At 62.2% G+C, this 16,293-nt stretch carries 22 protein-coding genes and 1 tRNA gene; 7 read left to right on the top strand and 16 right to left on the bottom strand.

Annotated elements, in window-relative coordinates; genetic code table 11:
• Positions 1-262: 262 nt before the first annotated feature.
• From GGQ99_RS26290 to GGQ99_RS06315, 6 genes are read right to left on the bottom strand one after another with little or no spacing between them, the layout of a single operon-like run.
• Positions 263-397, bottom strand: coding sequence for a hypothetical protein (locus tag GGQ99_RS26290; protein ID WP_281379873.1), 135 nt, complete (start codon positions 395-397; stop codon positions 263-265).
• Positions 394-669: a ribbon-helix-helix protein, CopG family gene (locus GGQ99_RS06335; RefSeq protein WP_183261396.1), complete on the bottom strand. Its 276-nt coding sequence runs from the start codon at positions 667-669 to the stop codon at positions 394-396. Before GGQ99_RS06335 ends, GGQ99_RS26290 begins: the two co-directional genes overlap by 4 nt.
• Positions 670-699: 30 nt before the next feature.
• Positions 700-957: a DUF982 domain-containing protein gene (locus GGQ99_RS06330; RefSeq protein WP_183261394.1), complete on the bottom strand. Its 258-nt coding sequence runs from the start codon at positions 955-957 to the stop codon at positions 700-702.
• A 47-nt stretch (positions 958-1,004) separates the two neighbouring features.
• Positions 1,005-1,274 (bottom strand): hypothetical protein, encoded by a 270-nt coding sequence (locus GGQ99_RS06325; protein ID WP_183261392.1) that lies wholly within the window; start codon positions 1,272-1,274, stop codon positions 1,005-1,007.
• Between the two features lie 12 nt (positions 1,275-1,286).
• Entirely contained in the window at positions 1,287-2,051 is a 765-nt protein-coding gene (locus tag GGQ99_RS06320; protein WP_183261390.1) for an SOS response-associated peptidase, read from the bottom strand.
• Positions 2,052-2,084: 33 nt separating this feature from the next.
• A complete protein-coding gene (locus GGQ99_RS06315; RefSeq protein WP_183261388.1) occupies positions 2,085-2,399 on the bottom strand; it encodes a hypothetical protein in 315 nt (104 codons plus the stop codon).
• Positions 2,400-2,642: 243 nt separating this feature from the next.
• Between GGQ99_RS06315 and GGQ99_RS06310 the strand changes: the two genes are divergently transcribed.
• On the top strand, positions 2,643-2,951 hold the full coding sequence (locus tag GGQ99_RS06310) for a hypothetical protein (protein ID WP_183261387.1): 309 nt from the start codon (positions 2,643-2,645) through the stop codon (positions 2,949-2,951).
• Positions 2,951-3,238 carry a hypothetical protein gene (locus tag GGQ99_RS06305; RefSeq protein ID WP_183261384.1) on the top strand — a complete coding sequence of 96 codons (288 nt, stop codon included), beginning with the start codon at positions 2,951-2,953 and terminating at the stop codon, positions 3,236-3,238. Before GGQ99_RS06310 ends, GGQ99_RS06305 begins: the two co-directional genes overlap by 1 nt.
• 98 nt (positions 3,239-3,336) lie before the next feature.
• On the opposite strand, the gene GGQ99_RS06300 is transcribed toward GGQ99_RS06305, so the two are convergent.
• Positions 3,337-3,421: transfer RNA gene (locus GGQ99_RS06300), tRNA-Leu, on the bottom strand.
• 343 nt (positions 3,422-3,764) lie between these two features.
• Here GGQ99_RS06300 and tig point away from each other — a divergent pair.
• The gene (gene tig, locus GGQ99_RS06295) at positions 3,765-5,225 is read left to right on the top strand and encodes a trigger factor (protein ID WP_108609920.1); all 1,461 of its coding nucleotides are present in this window, start codon (positions 3,765-3,767) and stop codon (positions 5,223-5,225) included.
• A 101-nt stretch (positions 5,226-5,326) separates the two neighbouring features.
• Here tig and radC read toward each other — a convergent pair whose 3' ends face one another.
• The 8 genes from radC to GGQ99_RS06255 all read right to left on the bottom strand — a co-directional run bounded on the left by radC (position 5,327) and on the right by GGQ99_RS06255 (position 11,668).
• A complete protein-coding gene (radC, locus tag GGQ99_RS06290; RefSeq protein WP_183261383.1) occupies positions 5,327-6,079 on the bottom strand; it encodes a RadC family protein in 753 nt (250 codons plus the stop codon).
• Positions 6,080-6,123: 44 nt separating this feature from the next.
• A complete protein-coding gene (map, locus tag GGQ99_RS06285) occupies positions 6,124-6,951 on the bottom strand; it encodes a type I methionyl aminopeptidase (protein ID WP_108608286.1) in 828 nt (275 codons plus the stop codon).
• A gap of 158 nt (positions 6,952-7,109) precedes the next feature.
• The gene (locus GGQ99_RS06280) at positions 7,110-7,841 is read right to left on the bottom strand and encodes an SH3 domain-containing protein (protein ID WP_183261381.1); all 732 of its coding nucleotides are present in this window, start codon (positions 7,839-7,841) and stop codon (positions 7,110-7,112) included.
• A gap of 59 nt (positions 7,842-7,900) precedes the next feature.
• Positions 7,901-8,125 carry an alkylphosphonate utilization protein gene (locus tag GGQ99_RS06275; RefSeq protein ID WP_108608284.1) on the bottom strand — a complete coding sequence of 75 codons (225 nt, stop codon included), beginning with the start codon at positions 8,123-8,125 and terminating at the stop codon, positions 7,901-7,903.
• A gap of 103 nt (positions 8,126-8,228) precedes the next feature.
• Positions 8,229-8,954 (bottom strand): GntR family transcriptional regulator, encoded by a 726-nt coding sequence (locus GGQ99_RS06270; protein WP_183261379.1) that lies wholly within the window; start codon positions 8,952-8,954, stop codon positions 8,229-8,231.
• Between the two features lie 25 nt (positions 8,955-8,979).
• Positions 8,980-9,834, bottom strand: coding sequence for an ABC transporter permease (locus GGQ99_RS06265; RefSeq protein WP_108608282.1), 855 nt, complete (start codon positions 9,832-9,834; stop codon positions 8,980-8,982).
• Positions 9,834-10,646: an ABC transporter ATP-binding protein gene (locus tag GGQ99_RS06260; RefSeq protein WP_108608281.1), complete on the bottom strand. Its 813-nt coding sequence runs from the start codon at positions 10,644-10,646 to the stop codon at positions 9,834-9,836. Before GGQ99_RS06260 ends, GGQ99_RS06265 begins: the two co-directional genes overlap by 1 nt.
• Positions 10,643-11,668 carry an ABC transporter substrate-binding protein gene (locus GGQ99_RS06255; protein ID WP_183261378.1) on the bottom strand — a complete coding sequence of 342 codons (1,026 nt, stop codon included), beginning with the start codon at positions 11,666-11,668 and terminating at the stop codon, positions 10,643-10,645. The genes GGQ99_RS06260 and GGQ99_RS06255 overlap by 4 nt, the downstream gene beginning before the upstream one ends.
• Positions 11,669-12,038: 370 nt before the next feature.
• On the opposite strand from GGQ99_RS06255, the gene GGQ99_RS06250 reads away from it, so the two are divergent.
• Entirely contained in the window at positions 12,039-12,731 is a 693-nt protein-coding gene (locus GGQ99_RS06250) for a fumarylacetoacetate hydrolase family protein (RefSeq protein WP_183261376.1), read from the top strand.
• 22 nt (positions 12,732-12,753) lie between these two features.
• Positions 12,754-13,407 carry a 4-carboxy-4-hydroxy-2-oxoadipate aldolase/oxaloacetate decarboxylase gene (locus tag GGQ99_RS06245; protein WP_183261374.1) on the top strand — a complete coding sequence of 218 codons (654 nt, stop codon included), beginning with the start codon at positions 12,754-12,756 and terminating at the stop codon, positions 13,405-13,407.
• Between the two features lie 236 nt (positions 13,408-13,643).
• Here GGQ99_RS06245 and GGQ99_RS06240 read toward each other — a convergent pair whose 3' ends face one another.
• Entirely contained in the window at positions 13,644-14,555 is a 912-nt protein-coding gene (locus GGQ99_RS06240; protein ID WP_183261373.1) for a fumarylacetoacetate hydrolase family protein, read from the bottom strand.
• Positions 14,556-14,705: 150 nt separating this feature from the next.
• Here GGQ99_RS06240 and GGQ99_RS06235 point away from each other — a divergent pair, with 150 nt between their 5' ends.
• Together GGQ99_RS06235 and GGQ99_RS06230 are read left to right on the top strand one after the other, a co-directional pair.
• Positions 14,706-15,500, top strand: coding sequence for a GntR family transcriptional regulator (locus GGQ99_RS06235; RefSeq protein WP_210307743.1), 795 nt, complete (start codon positions 14,706-14,708; stop codon positions 15,498-15,500).
• Positions 15,501-15,989: 489 nt separating this feature from the next.
• On the top strand, positions 15,990-16,166 hold the full coding sequence (locus GGQ99_RS06230) for a hypothetical protein (protein WP_183261371.1): 177 nt from the start codon (positions 15,990-15,992) through the stop codon (positions 16,164-16,166).
• The last annotated feature ends 127 nt before the right edge of the window (positions 16,167-16,293 follow it).

The raw sequence follows: 16,293 nt of genomic DNA, 5'->3' as shown, positions 1-16,293 counted from the left end.
TTTAGGTCCATTCTCTACCCTGCTGGTGGCCAGCGCGGCTAGGGCGCAATACGCCAGTTTGAGGTTCGCTATCGCCCGATTTAGCGATCGGCACGATCAATGGAAGCTCGGTGCTCTTTCCGAGGTCTGACAACGCACAACCCGTGGCCGTTTTTGACCTTTCCGGCTACAGATCTCAACCTCTAGGCCTGTCGGCGGACCGGTGGCCGGCTTTTTTTCATTGGTGCGCGGGTTTGCGCGGGCGGGCTATTCCGCGAGCGTCTCAGAGCGTCGGCCACATGAGCCACATCGCCGCGACATTGGCGCCGGCCGCGACGATCCAGCCGACCACTGACCGATGCCAGATTGCGAAAGCCGAGATGGCAATCGCGGCAATCGAGAAAAGGACGGGGCTCATGGCTCGTCGTCCTCAATACGCACCGGCAGATATGCGCCTTTCTCCAGCCATTCGCGGATGATGACGCGGATCAGGTCTTTCCTGTTCATCTTGAGATCGTATGCGAGCGCGTCGATTGCCTCGTTGACATCGGGCTCAAGCACAATGCCTTCGACGTTGCGTAGCCTGAGCGCTGCCCGGCGCAACATGATCTGCAGATCGGCCCGGCTGATGTCCGCTATCCGGTTCGATGCGCTTTCCAGCTCGTCGGCGAAGTCGATGCGGGTGCTCATGGTTGTAGCGTATTCAGGAGATGGCGGATTTCAAGGGGAGTTGTTCCGCAGCACTCCGGCCTCCTTCGCCGCAGCTTCGAAAGCCTTCCCGGCAGTGTTGGCCTCGGCCATGCCTTCCAGAGCGTCGAAACAGACCTTGTAGGCTTTCCGCCATTTTGGGCCGCGCTTGCCGTTCTCTGGCAGTGGCCAGGTTTCCATCTGCTCGACAGCGACCTCGACCGTCTTCACGTTGTAAGTGTGACCGCTCGCGATCTCTCTTATACTTACAGCCGGCCAGAACCACATCATGTTCGATCATCTCGCCGGACAGCCCAGCTACCAATGTGATTTTGTCCTCACTCCATGTCGGGCACTTCGCCTGCCCGGTAGAGTATCGTCGGTTCGCCGTACTCGCCAATGGCGGGATTTGCTTCTCGTGACCATGCGATGACGCCGGCGTGCTGGCTCTCGATCATTTTGGCCAGGCGAACGGCAGCGTCCTCACTTTGCATCTGACGAGGATCGAATGCGGGCTTCAGGTCACCTTCGTCGTCGCGATTGAATGCTGCGACGACGATCAGCTTCGGCATCTTCTGCTGAGGGACGACGTGACCGGTATTCGACATTCGAGCTGTCTCCTAGATCAACGAGGCCTGGGACTGAGGTGAAATGAGTTGGCTCGGTGGCAGATCCACAATCGTCAGCATATCGTCAGGCAGCGGACGCTGCAGCTTGCTCGCCTCTGACCAAGGCGCCGCCAGCCATGTTTCAATTTCGTCCGTCGTCGTCAGGATGACGGGCATCGCCTTTTCGTGGATAGGGGCGACGACAGTGTTCGGGCTCGTGGTCAGGAAGGCGTAGACTTCCCAGTCGAGGACGCCATCACGAATGGTGCGTGCGCCGCGCCAATGCGTCCATAACCCGGCGAAAACGGCGAGCGGCTGGCTTTCGTTGAGCGCAAACCAGAAATTGCGATGCCGGCCCGTGAGGGGGTCCTTATCGCCTTCGACTGGGCTTGGCTCTGCGAAGCTGGTGAACGGCACCACGCACCTGCTCTCGACGCCGAGATGGGGAGCCCAGTGCTTGCTGTCCGTCCGCCGGATGTTGGTCACACCCTTGTCGGGCTCCTTTCCCAGCAGCGCCTTGAAATCGACAGCCTGCCCTTTCGCCTCAAGCTTTGCCGCACGGGCCTTGGTCGCCTGGAATTGTACGTTAGAAGCCGTCGGCATACCCCAGTTGAGCATGGCGAGCTGCCGGCGCCCTTCGAAGTTGCGCACTACAGGCCCATTGCGGCCGGGATAGACGTCAATCGACGGTTCAAGGTTGCCGGCGATGTCGTCGAGCACCTTGGTCAGGGCACGCAATTCATCTTGCGATGAGGAGAAATTGTAGAGGTTGCACATGGGTTTCGAGACTGCCGTGGCGTGCGGGTGACGTCAATCGCGGCTGCACCCTAGTGGACCGGGATGATCATCGGGGTCATATGGAGCCGGGTCTTTGCCGCATGCCTTTACCGCCGCTGCCTCCGCTCTGTACCAGATTGCGGCGACCTTCTCGTCTTCCATGGTGGGTTCCAAGCTCTCGCCGTCCTCCAGGGAGTAGTAGGGTTCGTGCGCGTGTTCTACCTTCCATCTTGAGCTTGCGCCCTGTTCAGGCGTTACTCCGTACATGTCGAGGATCGCCTGGGCCGCCGCTACGCCACGGGCAAGGTCCGCCGGCGCGGCGCCGGGAATGTCGAGAAAAAGGCGCATCGAAGCCTCCTAGGAAATGTACCTCTCGCCCTCGGCCTTGTGCTCATAGCAAAACCAGTGCGGCGCCTGCTTGCCGACGGCAAAACCCCGGCTGCCATCCTTTTTGCAGCCCGGGTGCTCGCACCAATGCACGTAGAGGCCTGATGGCGCCTTGTACGGGGCGGTGGATTGTTCGTCGCTCATGCCCATAGGTTAGCGTGATGTGAATTGACTCCGCAAGGAGTTTGTTCCTATTTCGTTCTCATGCCCGCGCCCAACAAGTCGAAGCCCTATCCGCTGTCCAAGCTGAACGATGCCCGCGAGCTCGTCGAGGTCCGGTGCGCCTATTGCAAGCGTGCCCATGTCTATTACGCGACAGACCTTATGCAGCTTTTCGGCGATGTCGACGTCGATTCCCTTGCTGGCCGGATGACCTGCGAGAGTGTTACAGGCGGCCACGGGCTCCTCCATGTCGAGCGTATCTTTTCGGGCTCGCGGGAGATGGTCGGCAGGAAGATCCGCCGGCTTGTCGCCATTCAGATCAAGCGCGTTCCGATCTGGAAAGAAGAGTGATGGCAGACGGAAGCAATCGTCCGAGCGCACAGTGGCGTCGTACATGGGACGATGATCCCGAGCGCGAGGACTACAGCGCTTTCGACGGAGAACGCCGGGTAGGGCGCATCTATGCGGACAGCATCAAGGGCGAAAGGTACTGGCGATGGTTCCCGGCGTGGGGCGGGGCACGCGGTGCTGATCGCTGCGAAAGCCGGCTAGCGGCAATGATGGCTCTCGAAGACGCCTACCTGCAAATCCTTGAGAGCCATCCCGATCCGGCAAGGCTGTTCCACGACAAGCCGTAGGTTGTTATTTATTGCGCGCTTTGTGCCACAGAATGCGCCCCAAACGGTGCCACAAGCTCGGAAAATTGTGTAATAAAAACAGCTTACAGGAGGGGATGTGGTGCGGATGATAGGAGTCGAACCTACACGCCTCTCGGCACTGGAACCTAAATCCAGGGCGTCTACCAGTTCCGCCACATCCGCATGCGAACGCCAATCCCATGCTGCCATCATTCTGTCAATCTCGGAGCGGAAATCACCTCGACCGGGAGAAACCGCGAAGATAGTTGAAAATTGGCCCCGCCTGTGACAAAAGGCCTGTCGAATAAGATGGGACGCAAAGGCCCGTCTCTGCAGGATGCGATAAGAAGTCAGAAAAACAACAGCTTATCGTAATCTTCGGACGACGGCGGAACGAACGGACCGCATATGGCGGACCTTGGATGCCGATTTGCGAACTTGAAGCCACCCCCGGCAAACGAATTCCGGCAGGCGGAACGGCAGGGAGCCGTCCAAGCCGCGCCATACGTAAAACAAAGGTTTGATGATGCAGGTCACCGAAACGCTCAACTCCGGCCTCAAGCGCGAGATCAAGGTCTCGGTTCCTGCCGGCGACATGGAAGCCCGTCTCGTGAAGCGGCTTTCGGCTGCCAAGGACAAGGTCCGCATCAACGGCTTCCGTCCGGGCAAGGTGCCGATGCAGCACCTGCGCAAGGTTTACGGCAAGTCCTTCATGGCCGAGGTTGTCAATGAGATCCTGACCGACTCGACCCGCACGATCATTTCCGACCGCGGCGAAAAGGCTGCGATGCAGCCGGACGTGGTGATGACCGAGGACGAGAAGGAAGCCGAGAAGATCCTCGAGGGCGGCGCCGATTTCGAGTTCTCGCTGAGCTACGAAGTCATCCCGGCGATCGAGATCAAGGACTTCTCCGACATCAAGGTGTCGCGCCCGGTCTATGACGTCCCGGAAAGCGAAATCGACGAGCAGGTCAACCGCGTAGCCGAATCGGCGCGTTCCTATGAGCCGAAGACCGGCAAGGCGGCCGAAGGCGACCGCGTCACCATCGACTACGTCGGCAAGATCGACGGCGTTGCCTTCGATGGCGGCACGGGTGGCGACCAGCCGCTGGTGCTCGGTTCCAAGGAATTCATCCCCGGCTTCGAGGACCAGCTGGTCGGTGCCAAGGCCGGCGACGAGAAGCTCGTCACCGTGACTTTCCCGGAAAACTATCAGGCCAGCCATCTGGCCGGCAAGGAAGCGACCTTCGACGTCACCGTCAAGGAAGTCGCGGCTCCCGGCAAGCTCGAGGTCAATGACGAGACTGCCAAGAACCTCGGCCTGGAATCGCTGGAGAAGCTGCGTGACATCGTTCGCGGCCAGATCGAGAACCAGTTCGGCGCCATGACGCGCCAGAAGGTCAAGCGCCAGCTGCTCGACCAGCTCGACGGTTCGTATCAGTTCGAGGCGCCCTCCAAGCTCGTCGAAGCCGAATTCGGCAACATCTGGAGCCAGGTGACCCGCGATCTCGAGATCGCCGGCCGTACCTTCGCCGACGAAGAGACGACTGAAGAAGAAGCCCGCGCCGAATATCAGCGTCTTGCCGAGCGTCGCGTGCGCCTCGGCCTGGTTCTGGCCGAGATCGGCGAAAAGGCTGGCGTGACGGTCAACGACGAAGAGCTGCAGCGCGGCCTGTTCGACACGGTTCGCCGCTACCCGGGCAGCCAGCAGCAGGAAGTGTTCGACTTCTACCGCAACAACCCGTCGGCGCTGGTCAACCTGCGCGCGCCGCTGTTCGAGGAGAAGGTCGTCGATCACCTGCTGTCGCAGATCACCGTCACCGACAAGAAGGTGAGCAAGGAAGAGCTGCTCGCCGACGACGAGGACGAGGCATCGGAAAAGCCGGCGAAGAAGGCTTCGGCCAAGAAGGCCGACAAGGCTGAGGGCGAAGAGCCCAAGAAGAAGGCCGCTCCGAAGAAGAAGGCCAAGGAAGCCGACGCCGAATAAGGCGCCGTCCCTTAGACGAAACGAAAATGCCGCTGGAGCGATCCGGCGGCCTTTTTGATTCCTGATGGTGCAGGGCGCCGCCTGGGCGACCGGCCATCGGGTCAGATGAGCAGCAACCCCTTCATGCTGGCAAAACCGTTCTTGCCGATGATGATGTGGTCATGCACCGCGATGCCGAGTGGCTTGGCGGTGTCGATGATGGTCCTGGTCATGTCGATGTCGGCACGCGACGGCGTCGGGTCGCCGGAAGGATGGTTGTGGACGAGAATGAGCGCGGTTGCCGAAAGCTCCAGCGCGCGCTTGATCACTTCACGCGGATAGACGGGTGTGTGGTCGACGGTGCCGGTCTGCTGCACCTCGTCGGCGATCAGGACGTTCTTCTTGTCGAGGAACAGGATGCGGAAGTGCTCGCGCGCCTCGAAGGCCATCGCCGCCCGGCAATAGTCGAGCACCTGGTTCCATGATGACAGCACTTCGCGGCCGCTGATCTCGCCGCGTGCCAGGCGCCTGGCCGCGGCCGCCACCACCTTGAGGTCGAGCGCGACCGACGGCCCGATGCCTTTGACTTCCTGCAAGAGATTGGCGGGGGCGCCGAGAACTTCGGCAAGGGTACCGAAACGGGTGAGCAAGGCCTTGGCCACCGGCTTGGTATCCGAGCGCGGGATCAGCCTGAACAGAAGCAGCTCGAGCAGTTCGTAGTCTGCAAGCGCCTCGCCGCCCGTGGCTGAAAACCGCTCGCGCAGCCTGTCGCGATGGCCGAGATAGTGGGGCTTTTCCTGAGCGGCCGCGCGCTTGATCGTCGGCAGAGGCCGCTCGCCGAAGAAACCGCGCTCGTCGTGCTCGTCGCTCGCCATGCCGCCGATGTCGCCCCCGCCGGAGTGTCTCCGGCGATGCGATATTATGCGGGCAGGCCCGGCCGGTCGAGCCCCTTGGGCGACAGCGTGAAGATCTCGCAGCCGTTGGCCGTCACGCCGATGGTGTGCTCGTATTGCGCCGACAAGGAGCGGTCGCGGGTGACTGCCGTCCAGCCGTCGGACAGCACCTTCACATGCGGCCGGCCGAGATTGATCATCGGCTCGATGGTGAAGATCATGCCTTCCCGCATCTCGACGCCTTCGTTGACGTTGCCGTAGTGCAGGATGTTCGGCGCATCATGGAAAAGGGCGCCCACGCCATGGCCGCAGAAGTCGCGCACCACAGAGCAGCGCTCGGCCTCGGCATAGGTCTGGATGGCGGCGCCGATGGCACCGGTGCGCGCGCCGGGGCGTACGGCGGCAATGCCGCGCATCAGGCATTCATGCGTGACTTCGAGCAGGCGCTCGGCGGCGCGCTTGACGGTGCCCACCGGGTACATGCGGCTTGAATCACCGTGCCAGCCGTCGAGGATGTAGGTCACGTCGATATTGACGATGTCGCCATCCTTGAGCGGCTTGTTGTCGGGAATGCCGTGGCAGACGACGTGGTTGATCGAGGTGCAACTCGACTTGGTGTAGCCGCGGTAGTTGAGCGTGGCGGGCATTGCGCCATGGTCCATGCCGAATTCGAAGACGAAACGGTCGATGGCTTCGGTGGTGACGCCGGGCGCCACGCGGTCGACCAGTTCGTCCAGGCATCGGGCGGTGAGCGCGCAGGCCTTGCGCATGCCTTCGAAGGCGTCCGCGCCGTAGAGGCGGATCTGGCCTGTATTCCTGAGGGGCGCCGTGGCGGCGTCGAGATAGCTGACCATTGACCTCTGCCGGGTATGTCTGGGCTGCCCGCAGCGCGTGCGAGCCATTTCCGCAGATTTGGCACCGGATGCGTTCGGTTTCAACCCGCAAAGCCCAAACCGCAGCGATATGCGCCATTTGGGCGGCGAAAATTGCCTTGTCAGCCGGGTAGGACCGTCTATCCCGGTTGCGCGAGTTGTTGCTTGGGCCGTGGCGCGCCTGGATCGGCCGGCCGCAGGTTTTCGCCGTGGACCCAGCCCTTGCGGCCGGAGGATGAGACAAGCGTCCATTTGCCGTCGCGGGCAAAGACGCGGACGCTTTCGCCCTGCTTCAGGCTGGAGGTGACGGGCGCCGAGACATGCGGGCGCTGGCGCAGATAGACCGTCGTACTGGTGTAGAGCACGTTGAGCTGGGGTGCGGCCTCGGCCTTCGGTTTGGCCGCCACAGCTTTCGCGGCCGTTGCCTCAGGCGAGGGCCTGGGGCGTGGCATGGGCGTCGGGGCCCGCGAGATCGAGCCGGTCTTGAGGTCGGCAGGCGGCCGCAGGGTGGATTCGGATTGCGCCGGCTTCTTCAGGGCAGCGGGCTTGCCAGCAGATGGTTCGACCTTCGGGCGCTGTGCCGCGGCCAGCTTCTGCTGGCTTGGCTTGGGCGCGGCCTTGGCTTCGCGCCTTGCGACATCGGCTTTCGGCCGCACGACATTGGTTTCGGAAGCTGAGCCAACACTCGCCTTGGGTCGTACTGTGGCCGTTTCCCTGCGGGGGGTGGCGTCGTTCTTGGGCCGGCTTGCCGCCCTCGCGGGGCGGTCGTCGATCCGCGCCTTGCTGGGCATGTCCTGGGTCATGGCCCAGCCGCCCGCCGCAAGCGCGCCAAGCACCAGCCATCTCAGTTTTGGAAGCGCGAATCCACCCATGCGCCGAGTCTGGACCCGAGAGCTTAAAACCGCGTTGACGCGCCTGTTGCGCGGGCGGGTCAAGCCTTCTTGAGGAACTCGGTTTTCAACACCAGTCCTTTGACCTGCTTGGTGTTGCATTCGACCTCGCCGGAGTTCCCGGTCAGGCGGATGTTCTTGACCAAAGTGCCGCGCTTGATGGTCTCGGAGGTTCCCTTGACCTTCAGGTCCTTGATCAGGGTAACGGAGTCGCCGTCGTTGAGCTGGGCGCCGTTGCTGTCTTTCACGATGACGTCGTCGGACATGATTCTTCCTTCCGCTGCCGGGCAATGTTGCAGTCGGAGTAGGGGCTCAGGCGAGGCTCGTAAAGTGCCTGGACAGCGATCTCGCCATTGCGGTCGTCGCGCGCTACGCCGCCCCGACTATTTCGAGCTGTTCTTCCAGAAGCCGCAGCGTCGTCTGGTACTGGCTGACCAGATGCTCTTTCGCCAGCTCGACATTGCCGTCGATCGTCGCCTCCATGATGAGGCGATGTTCTTCGTTGGAATCGCGACGCGGCGTCGTCGCGATGATCATGGAAATGTACCTGTACCGCTCGGCGTGATCCATCATCTCGTTGCAGTAGTTGATCAGCAGCGAGGAGCCGCAGGCGGCAATCAGCGCGTTGTGGAAGGCGCGATGCTTGATTTCCCATTCGGAGTTGTCGCCGCCGTCCTCCGGCAGCCGGACCTTGGTGCGTGACAGGCGGTGATAGGTGAGGATGACATTGTCCTCCCACGCCTGCGTCCGGTTGGCGATGGACTCCTCCAGCGCCTTCGCTTCAAGCCAGCAGCGCGTCTTGACCAGTTCGCGTAGGCTTTCGAGCGACAGCTGCGGCACCGAGAAGCCGCGCTGCTCGTGGCGATCGACGAGGCGCTCGGACGACAGCCGGTTGAGCGCCTCGCGCACCGGATTGGTGCCGGCCGAATAACGTGCCGCGACCTGGTCGATCTGCAGCTTCTGGCCGGGCTTCAACTCGCCCTTGAGGATGTCCCGGCGCAGGTGCTGGTAGACGAAGGTCGCCGTCGTCACTTTTTCGGCACGGCTGCCTTCGCCAGTCTTCGACTCGGCGAGAGCCTGATCGACCAGTGTCATGGGTTGCCCAATCTATCGCCAAGCCTCACGTGCCGATGCCTCCGCTCACGCTGGATTTGTGCCAGAAAACCAGCTTCTTCTCCAGCCACACCACCGACCAAAACAGTGTCAGTCCCAGGAGACTGAGGAAAATGATCAGCGAAAACACCCTCGGCGTGTTGAGCTGGGAGGAGGCGACGCGGATGAGTTCGCCAAAACCCTTGCCGCCGCCAAGAAACTCGCCCGTGATGGCGCCTGCCATCACGCCGACCGCGGCGATCTTCAGTCCGGTGAATATCTGCGGCAGGCCCAGCGGCAATTTCATCTTGAACAGCGTCTGGAAGCGGCTGGCTCCCATGGTCTTGAACAGCATGCGCGCGTTTTCGTCGGCCACGTAGAGCCCCGCTGCCGTTCCGACCACGATCGGGAACGTTGCGATGAACGCGGCAAGCGCCACTTTCGAGGCAATGCCAAAGCCAAGCCAGGCAAGAAACAGCGGCGCGAAGGCAACCTTCGGCATCGTGTCGATGGCAACTAGGTAAGGCAGCACGGCACGTTCGCCGAACGTCGTCTCGCCGACAAGAACGCCAAGCAGGAAGCCGATCGTGATGGCAATGGCGAATCCGAAGATCACCTCCTTGATGGTGATCCACAACGCCGTCAGCATATAGCCGCCCGAGAGCAGGTTCTTGCCGACGAAGACGATGTCGGCACCGGTCTCCCACGGCCCGGGAAGGATGATCGGCGAGACGACCCCGATCGTATAGATCAGCTGCCACAGGGCGACGAAGCCGACCAGCAGTCCGGCCATGGCGATCGTGCGCGGGATTCTGTCCATGAAGGAGACATGTTCGCTCCAGATCGTTTCCGGGCGCTGATCCGTATTGTCGATAGCGGTCATTACAGGAATGCTCCCTTGTCGAGCCGAGCGCGAATGCGGCGCACATACTCGCCGAATTTCGGATCGGTCATCATGTCGAGCGTCCTTGGCCGCGGCAGGTCGATCTTGATCGCCTCGACGAAGCTTCCGGGCCGCGGCGACATGACATAGACGGTGTCGGACAGGATCACCGCTTCGGGAATGGAGTGGGTGACCAGGAACGCGGTGGCGTTGCGTTCCATGCAGATACGCTGCAACTCCATGTTCATGAAGTCGCGGGACAGTTCGTCGAGCGCACTGAATGGCTCGTCGAGCAACAGCACTGCGGGCTTGGTGATCAGCATCCGGCAGATTGCCGCGCGCTGGGCCATGCCGCCGGACAGTTCGTTCGGCCGCACGGCATCGAACCCCTTCAGTCCGACAAGGTCGAGCAAGGCCCGCGCCTCGTCGTGCATGGCTCGCGCCGCCTTCTTGCCGTCGCGGATCTCGATCGGCAGGACGATGTTCTCGAGCGTCGTGCGCCACGGGAACAATGTCGCCTGCTGGAACATCATGCCGATGTCCCGGCGCGTGCCGGTGACCGGTGTGCCCTCGAGATAGACGCTGCCTTCGGTCGGCGGCAGCACGCCCGCCATGATCTTGAGCAACGTGGACTTGCCGCAGCCGGAGGGGCCGATGACCGAGGAAAAGCTCCCCTCGGTCAAGGTCAGGTCGACCCGGTCGAGCGCGTGGATCGAGCGCCGCGCATAGCTTTTTGCGACGCCCCTGAGCTCGTATACGGGCCGGCCTGCCAGGCCGGCCCCATCGAATGCGGATCGCTGAGGTGCGTTCATTCGTTCCAGGCCTTCACGAAATCATTCGTGTAGGCCGCGTTCAGGTCGTCCAGGGGCTTGGACAGGGCGCCCGTTGCCACCTGGCTTTCATGCCACATCTTCCAGTGCTCCGGCGGCTGGTAGCCGTAGCCGGTGGAGACATCGAGTGGCGTGACGCGATCCTGGATGGCGGTCAGAAGTGCCGCCGCAAACTTCGGATCCTCGGCTTCCTGCGGATTGCCGACCGCGGCATGGGCGAGCACGGCGTCCTTGTTGGCCGGGTCCAGCCCGAACTTCGTTGCCTTGACCAGCGCCTTGCCGAAACCTTCGATGACCTTCGGATTGGTATCGAGATAGCTGCGGGTGACGGCCCAGCCATTGCCGAAGAAGGAGAGGAATTCCTCAGGCGTGATCTCGCGCAACGGGATGCCGCGCGCACCGATGATCGCCGCGTCGCTCACGGCCGCCGCGTAGGATTCGACTTCGTTGTTCAGGAATGCCGCAGCCGCCGTGCCGCCGTCGCCGACGGCGAGGAACTTGTAGTCATTGCCTTCTGCCAGGCCGACCTTGGACAGGATGGCCCGGCTGAAGCCGACTTCAGCGCCATCGGCCGTGCCGACGCCGACCGTCGTGCCCTTGAGGTCGGTTGGCGTCTTGATCGCCGATTCCTCTTTGACGACGAGGCCGAAGATCGACTTCGGGAACTGGTTGTAGATGAAGACGACGTCTTCGCCGCGGGCGCGGGCGCCGAGCAGCGGGCCGGGGCCTGGATTGCCGATCTGGGCCTGGCCAGCCGCCATTGACTGAAGCACCGAAGCCGAGCCGTTCACCGCCTCCACAGTGACGTCAAGGCCCTGTTCCTTGAAGTAGCCTTCTCCGATCGCGACATGCAGCGGGAAATTGTTGATGGCCGAGGGATTGGGCACGACGATCGTGACCTTGGTCTCCTGGGCATACGCGCTTCCGGTTGCGCCAGCGACCGAGGCGAAAACCAAAGTCAACGCCACCGTGGCGCTACGGTGTAGTTCCGGACCCATTTTCATAAGCTATTCCTCCCGTGGCGGCTGCGCGGATTTGTTCCGTCAACAACGCCTTCCAACAATCTACATTTTTCGGAATATCTGTCAAAAACATATTTCCTAGATTTCTGCGCCTGTATGAAAGGTCCGGGTTGAAGGGGGCGTCGACGGACCTTCTCCAGCCTTTGATGGGTATTTTCGCGGGGATTGACCTAATCTCGCGTGATGTTGCACCAAGAATTCGCAGGGTCTGATGCAATTTCAGAAACTCCATAGTCTAGCGCTGTTCGAATTTTGAATGCATAAAAATGCCAGCAGGAAAAAATCATACATTTTTGCTGCGAGGCGCGCGTTTGTGTGCTCTACGTAAGTCGTTCAACAGGGAGGAGCCAATATGGCCAATGGGTACGTAGTCGAGGCACCGCAGCAGGTATCGCTGCCGGTTGTGGGCAAGGCGGAGCGGTTTCCGGTTCGCCGCATCTATTGCGTCGGACGCAACTACGTTGCCCACGTGCGCGAGATGGGTGGCAACGAGGATCGCGATCCGCCGATCTTTTTCCAGAAGCCGACCGACGCAATCGTCCAGGATGGGGCGACGATCCATTACGCCACCATGACCAAGGACTTCCACCACGAGATGGAACTGGCGGTCGTGTTGAAATCGGGCGGCTACAACATTCCCGAATCCGAAGCGCTCGATCATGTCTATGGCTATGGCGTCGGGTTCGACATGACGCGCCGCGACATCCAGGGCAGCGGCAGGCCATGGGAAATCGCCAAGTCGTTCGACCAGTCCTGCCCCTGCGGCCCGATCACGCCGGTGGAGAAGGTGGGGCACGTCTCCTCGGGCAACATCAAGCTCACCGTCAATGGCGAGGCCAGGCAGGACTCCGACATCAGCCTGCTGATCTGGAAGGTGCCGGAAATCATCGCCAACCTCTCGACCTATTTCGAGCTCCACGCCGGCGACGTCATCCTGACCGGCACGCCCCACGGCGTTGGGCCCGTCGGACCCGGTGACGAACTGGTCGGCACCATTGCCGGACTGGAACCGCTGACGATCCGCATCGGCTCGGCCGCGGCGTAACAAACGCGACGAGGGCGCGATCATGGATGCTGACTACGAGCGGCCCGTTCCATCCCTCCTGGAAGAACTCGCCGCGTTCTCTTCGGCGACGATCCACGAGGCAAACGGGCAGCGCGGCGCGGTGTCCGGCGCCCTGAAACCGCTTGATCCGGCAATGCGCATCTGTGGCTCCGCCCTGACCGTGCATTGTCCGGCCGGCGACAACCTGATGATCCATGCTGCGATCGCCGTGGCGCGGCCCGGCGATGTGCTGGTCGTGGATCACCAGGGGGCGCTTGACGATGGTCCCTTCGGCGACCTGCTTGCGGAAGCGTGCCTTGCCAGGGGTATCCGTGGCTTGGTCATCGACGGCTGCGTCCGGGACGCAACGACCATCAGGCAGATGAATTTCCCGGTTTTTGCGCGCGGCCTGTGCATCAAGGGCACGACGAAGAACAAGCCGGGCAGCATTGGCCGGCCGATCAGCCTTGCCGGAGAGCCCGTCGCACCGGGAGACGCCATCCTGGGCGACGAGGACGGTCTCGTCGTCGTGCGTCGGGCAGATGTCGCCGACGCGATTGCTGCGGCGCGTCAGCGCGAAGCCAAGGAGGTGGCATTGCGCGAGGCCATCCGCAACGGTGCCTGCACGCTCGATCTTCTCGACCTGAGGAACCGCCTGTCGGCGATCAAGTCCTAGGCGTCGGCGCAATCGCCGGATGCCAGGGAAGGCGAGTTAAGCGGCACATTGCCTGTGCTCGCCCCCGCAAACTCACGCCTGCGGCCTTTGCAATCTTTCCTGCTCCATCAGACGACAAAGGTTCTTGCTTTCGACGCATCGCGATCTGCGGTCGATGCTGAGCATGCTCTTGGAGAAAAGCTGGGGACGATGATGGAAGCCGCCTCTCGACGAGGCGGCTCCGCGCATCTGGACGTTTAGACGGCGACGACCGGGCAACGCAGGCGCCCGATGCCATCGACGCCTGCTTCGACGACGTCGCCCGGCCACAGCCATTCCTTGGGCGTGCGCCCCGCGCCAACGCCTTCCGGGGTGCCGGTGGCGATGATGTCGCCGGGTTCGAGCGCGATGCCCTGGCTGATGTCAGAGATCAGGTAGGGAACCTTGAACAGCATGTGCTGCGTGTTCGACTTCTGCTTGGTGACGCCGTTGACGGTGAGCCAGAGATCGAGCGCGTGCGGATCGGCGATCTCGTCGGCGGTGACGATGCAGGGGCCGAAGGGAGCGTAGGTGTCCTGGCCCTTGGAGACGATCCACTGGCCGGCGCGGCGGCAGTCGCGGGCGGACACGTCGATCATGACGCTGTAGCCGAAGACGTGGTCCAGCGCGTCTTCTTCCGAAACGCGCTTGGCGCGCTGGCCGATGACCACGGCCAGTTCCACTTCCCAGTCAAGCTGCTGGGTGAGCTTGGCATTGTGCTCGATGGCGTCGCCGGGGCCACACACCGTGGTCGGGGGCTTCGAGAAGATGACTGGCTCGTTTGGCAGGTTTGCGGCGTTTTCGAGCATGTGCGCCGATTCGGCGATGTGCTCGACATAGTTCAGGCCGATGCCGAAGATGTTCTTGCGCGGGCGCGGGATCGGGGCCAGCAGCTTGACGTTGGCGGCGTAGAAGACGGTGCCGACCGGCCAGTCATCGGTCGAATCCTCGATGATCTTGCGCGCGGTATCGAGCGCAGCGGGGCCAAGGTCGATGAATTCCAGCATGTCGCTTGGCAGTTCCAGGTCGTAGTAGGCCGCAAGCGCCTGCAGGTCGACGACCAGGTCGTTGACGAGCGCGCCGAGACGCGCTGCCGCAGTCACACTGCTGCGATAGGTAACCAAACGCATGTTTTCACCTCTGTTTGTTGGCGACGAAGCGGTCGCCGACATGGCGCCCTCCGTCCCGATTTCGTTCGCCCGCAACATAGATGGCCGTCGGCCTGCGTCAACATATTTTATAAAATCTTGCACATTGCACAAAATCTGTAAGCCGGTAGATTGGCCGAGGTCTGCCATGTCTATCGCTATTCGAGACAAAGCCCCGTGTCCGAGTCAGAGTTCGCCGTCCCCGAAGGATCGCTTGCCGATCGCGCCTATCGGCTGATCCGCGACGATATTCTCAACGGCGTTTTCCCCGCCGGCGCGCCGCTGCGCCTTGCCGTGCTACGCGACCGCTATGGCCTCAGCTTTTCTCCTTTGCGCGAGGCGCTGACGCGGCTGAGCAGCGATCGGCTAGCCGAGTTGGCTTCGCTGCGCGGATTTCGCGTCGCGGGGGTGTCGCTGGACGAGATGTGGGATGTGATCGGCATCCGCATCCTGGTCGAATCGGAGGCGCTGCGGCGGGCCGTCAGCCTGGGCACCGACGACTGGGAGGCGCGGGTGGTGGCCTCGTTTCATGCTTTCGGCAAGGCCGTCGCCAGGCACGAATCGCAGCCGACGCAAGTCGACGGCGCCTTCGACCAGGCCCTGGAGGATCGGCATCAGAGCTTCCACCACGCGCTGATCTCGGCCTGCGGCTCGGCGGCATTGCTCGACATAGCGGCGCAGCTCTACACTAGGACGGAGCGATATCGCCGGCCGGTGCTGTCGGATGAGTTGCGGGCGCGGCCGCGCAATCTGATGGAAGAGCACTCGGCGCTCATGAAAGCCGCGTTGCAGCGGGACGGCGAGGGCGCGGTCAAGCTCCTTGCCGAACACTATCGCCGCACGGGAGAGCTTATCGAAGCTGGTCTGAAAGACGCCTCGACAACCGCCGCCACGGGCAAGGCAACCAGGCGCCGCGCCGCGAAGTAGAGCGCGCTGTGCTGGTAGGCCGGCCGTCAGGTTCCGTCATGGCTTGGGTGTTGCGCTGTCAGCCGCGTCGCACGAGGGTTGGCCTTTGAAATCCCGCGCCAGGCAGCCGTATTTGTCGAACGTCTGACCGGTTTGCCTTGCGGCTTTCGCCATGCCGCATGAGGACACGGCCAGGCAGGCAACAAGAACGACAGTGGCTTTCATGGCAGGCATCGATTCGCGCTTCCACTTGCGGACATTGCTCCGGTCAGATGCCGGAGCCTCACGGAGGTGGTTGAGACTGTAGGCGCAAGCGCACCAAGCGCCTAGCCGTGAAAGGACAACGGCAAGGTCGAGGCTGTTCATCTCTCGTCTGTCGCGAACGGGAGCGGCGCCCGAGGGCGCTTAGCGCATCCTTAACCATGTCCGGAAGACCCGGTGGATGGGGCTTAATCGCGCCAAATGGGGCAACTACCGACGGGAGTGAAACAGCCGACTCAGGATTGCCCGATGGATGACGAACGGAAAATCACCTCCGACCGGTGGGCTCCACTGAAGTGCCTGGCAAATGTGACGCTGCTCTTTGCGCCTATTGCCATCGGTCTTGGTGTGCTGGTGGCGCTATCCGGCAACGGTGACCGAAACCTGGACCCCGTGGTCACAAGTACGATCAAGCACAGATACTGACGCGCCCGCTGAGCCTTCTTTCACCGAACGCGCCATTGCCGCTCGACGCAAGAGCATCGAGTAGCGTTCTCTACGAGTCGTCCCCGACAGTCTGCGAAGTGACAGACAGCCAAAGGCTGGCCGGAAA

Source organism: Aminobacter niigataensis (assembly GCF_014200015.1).
Taxonomy (GTDB): domain Bacteria; phylum Pseudomonadota; class Alphaproteobacteria; order Rhizobiales; family Rhizobiaceae; genus Aminobacter; species Aminobacter niigataensis.
Note: the sequence above shows the minus strand (reverse complement) of the source record. Positions and strands in the feature narration are given on the sequence as shown.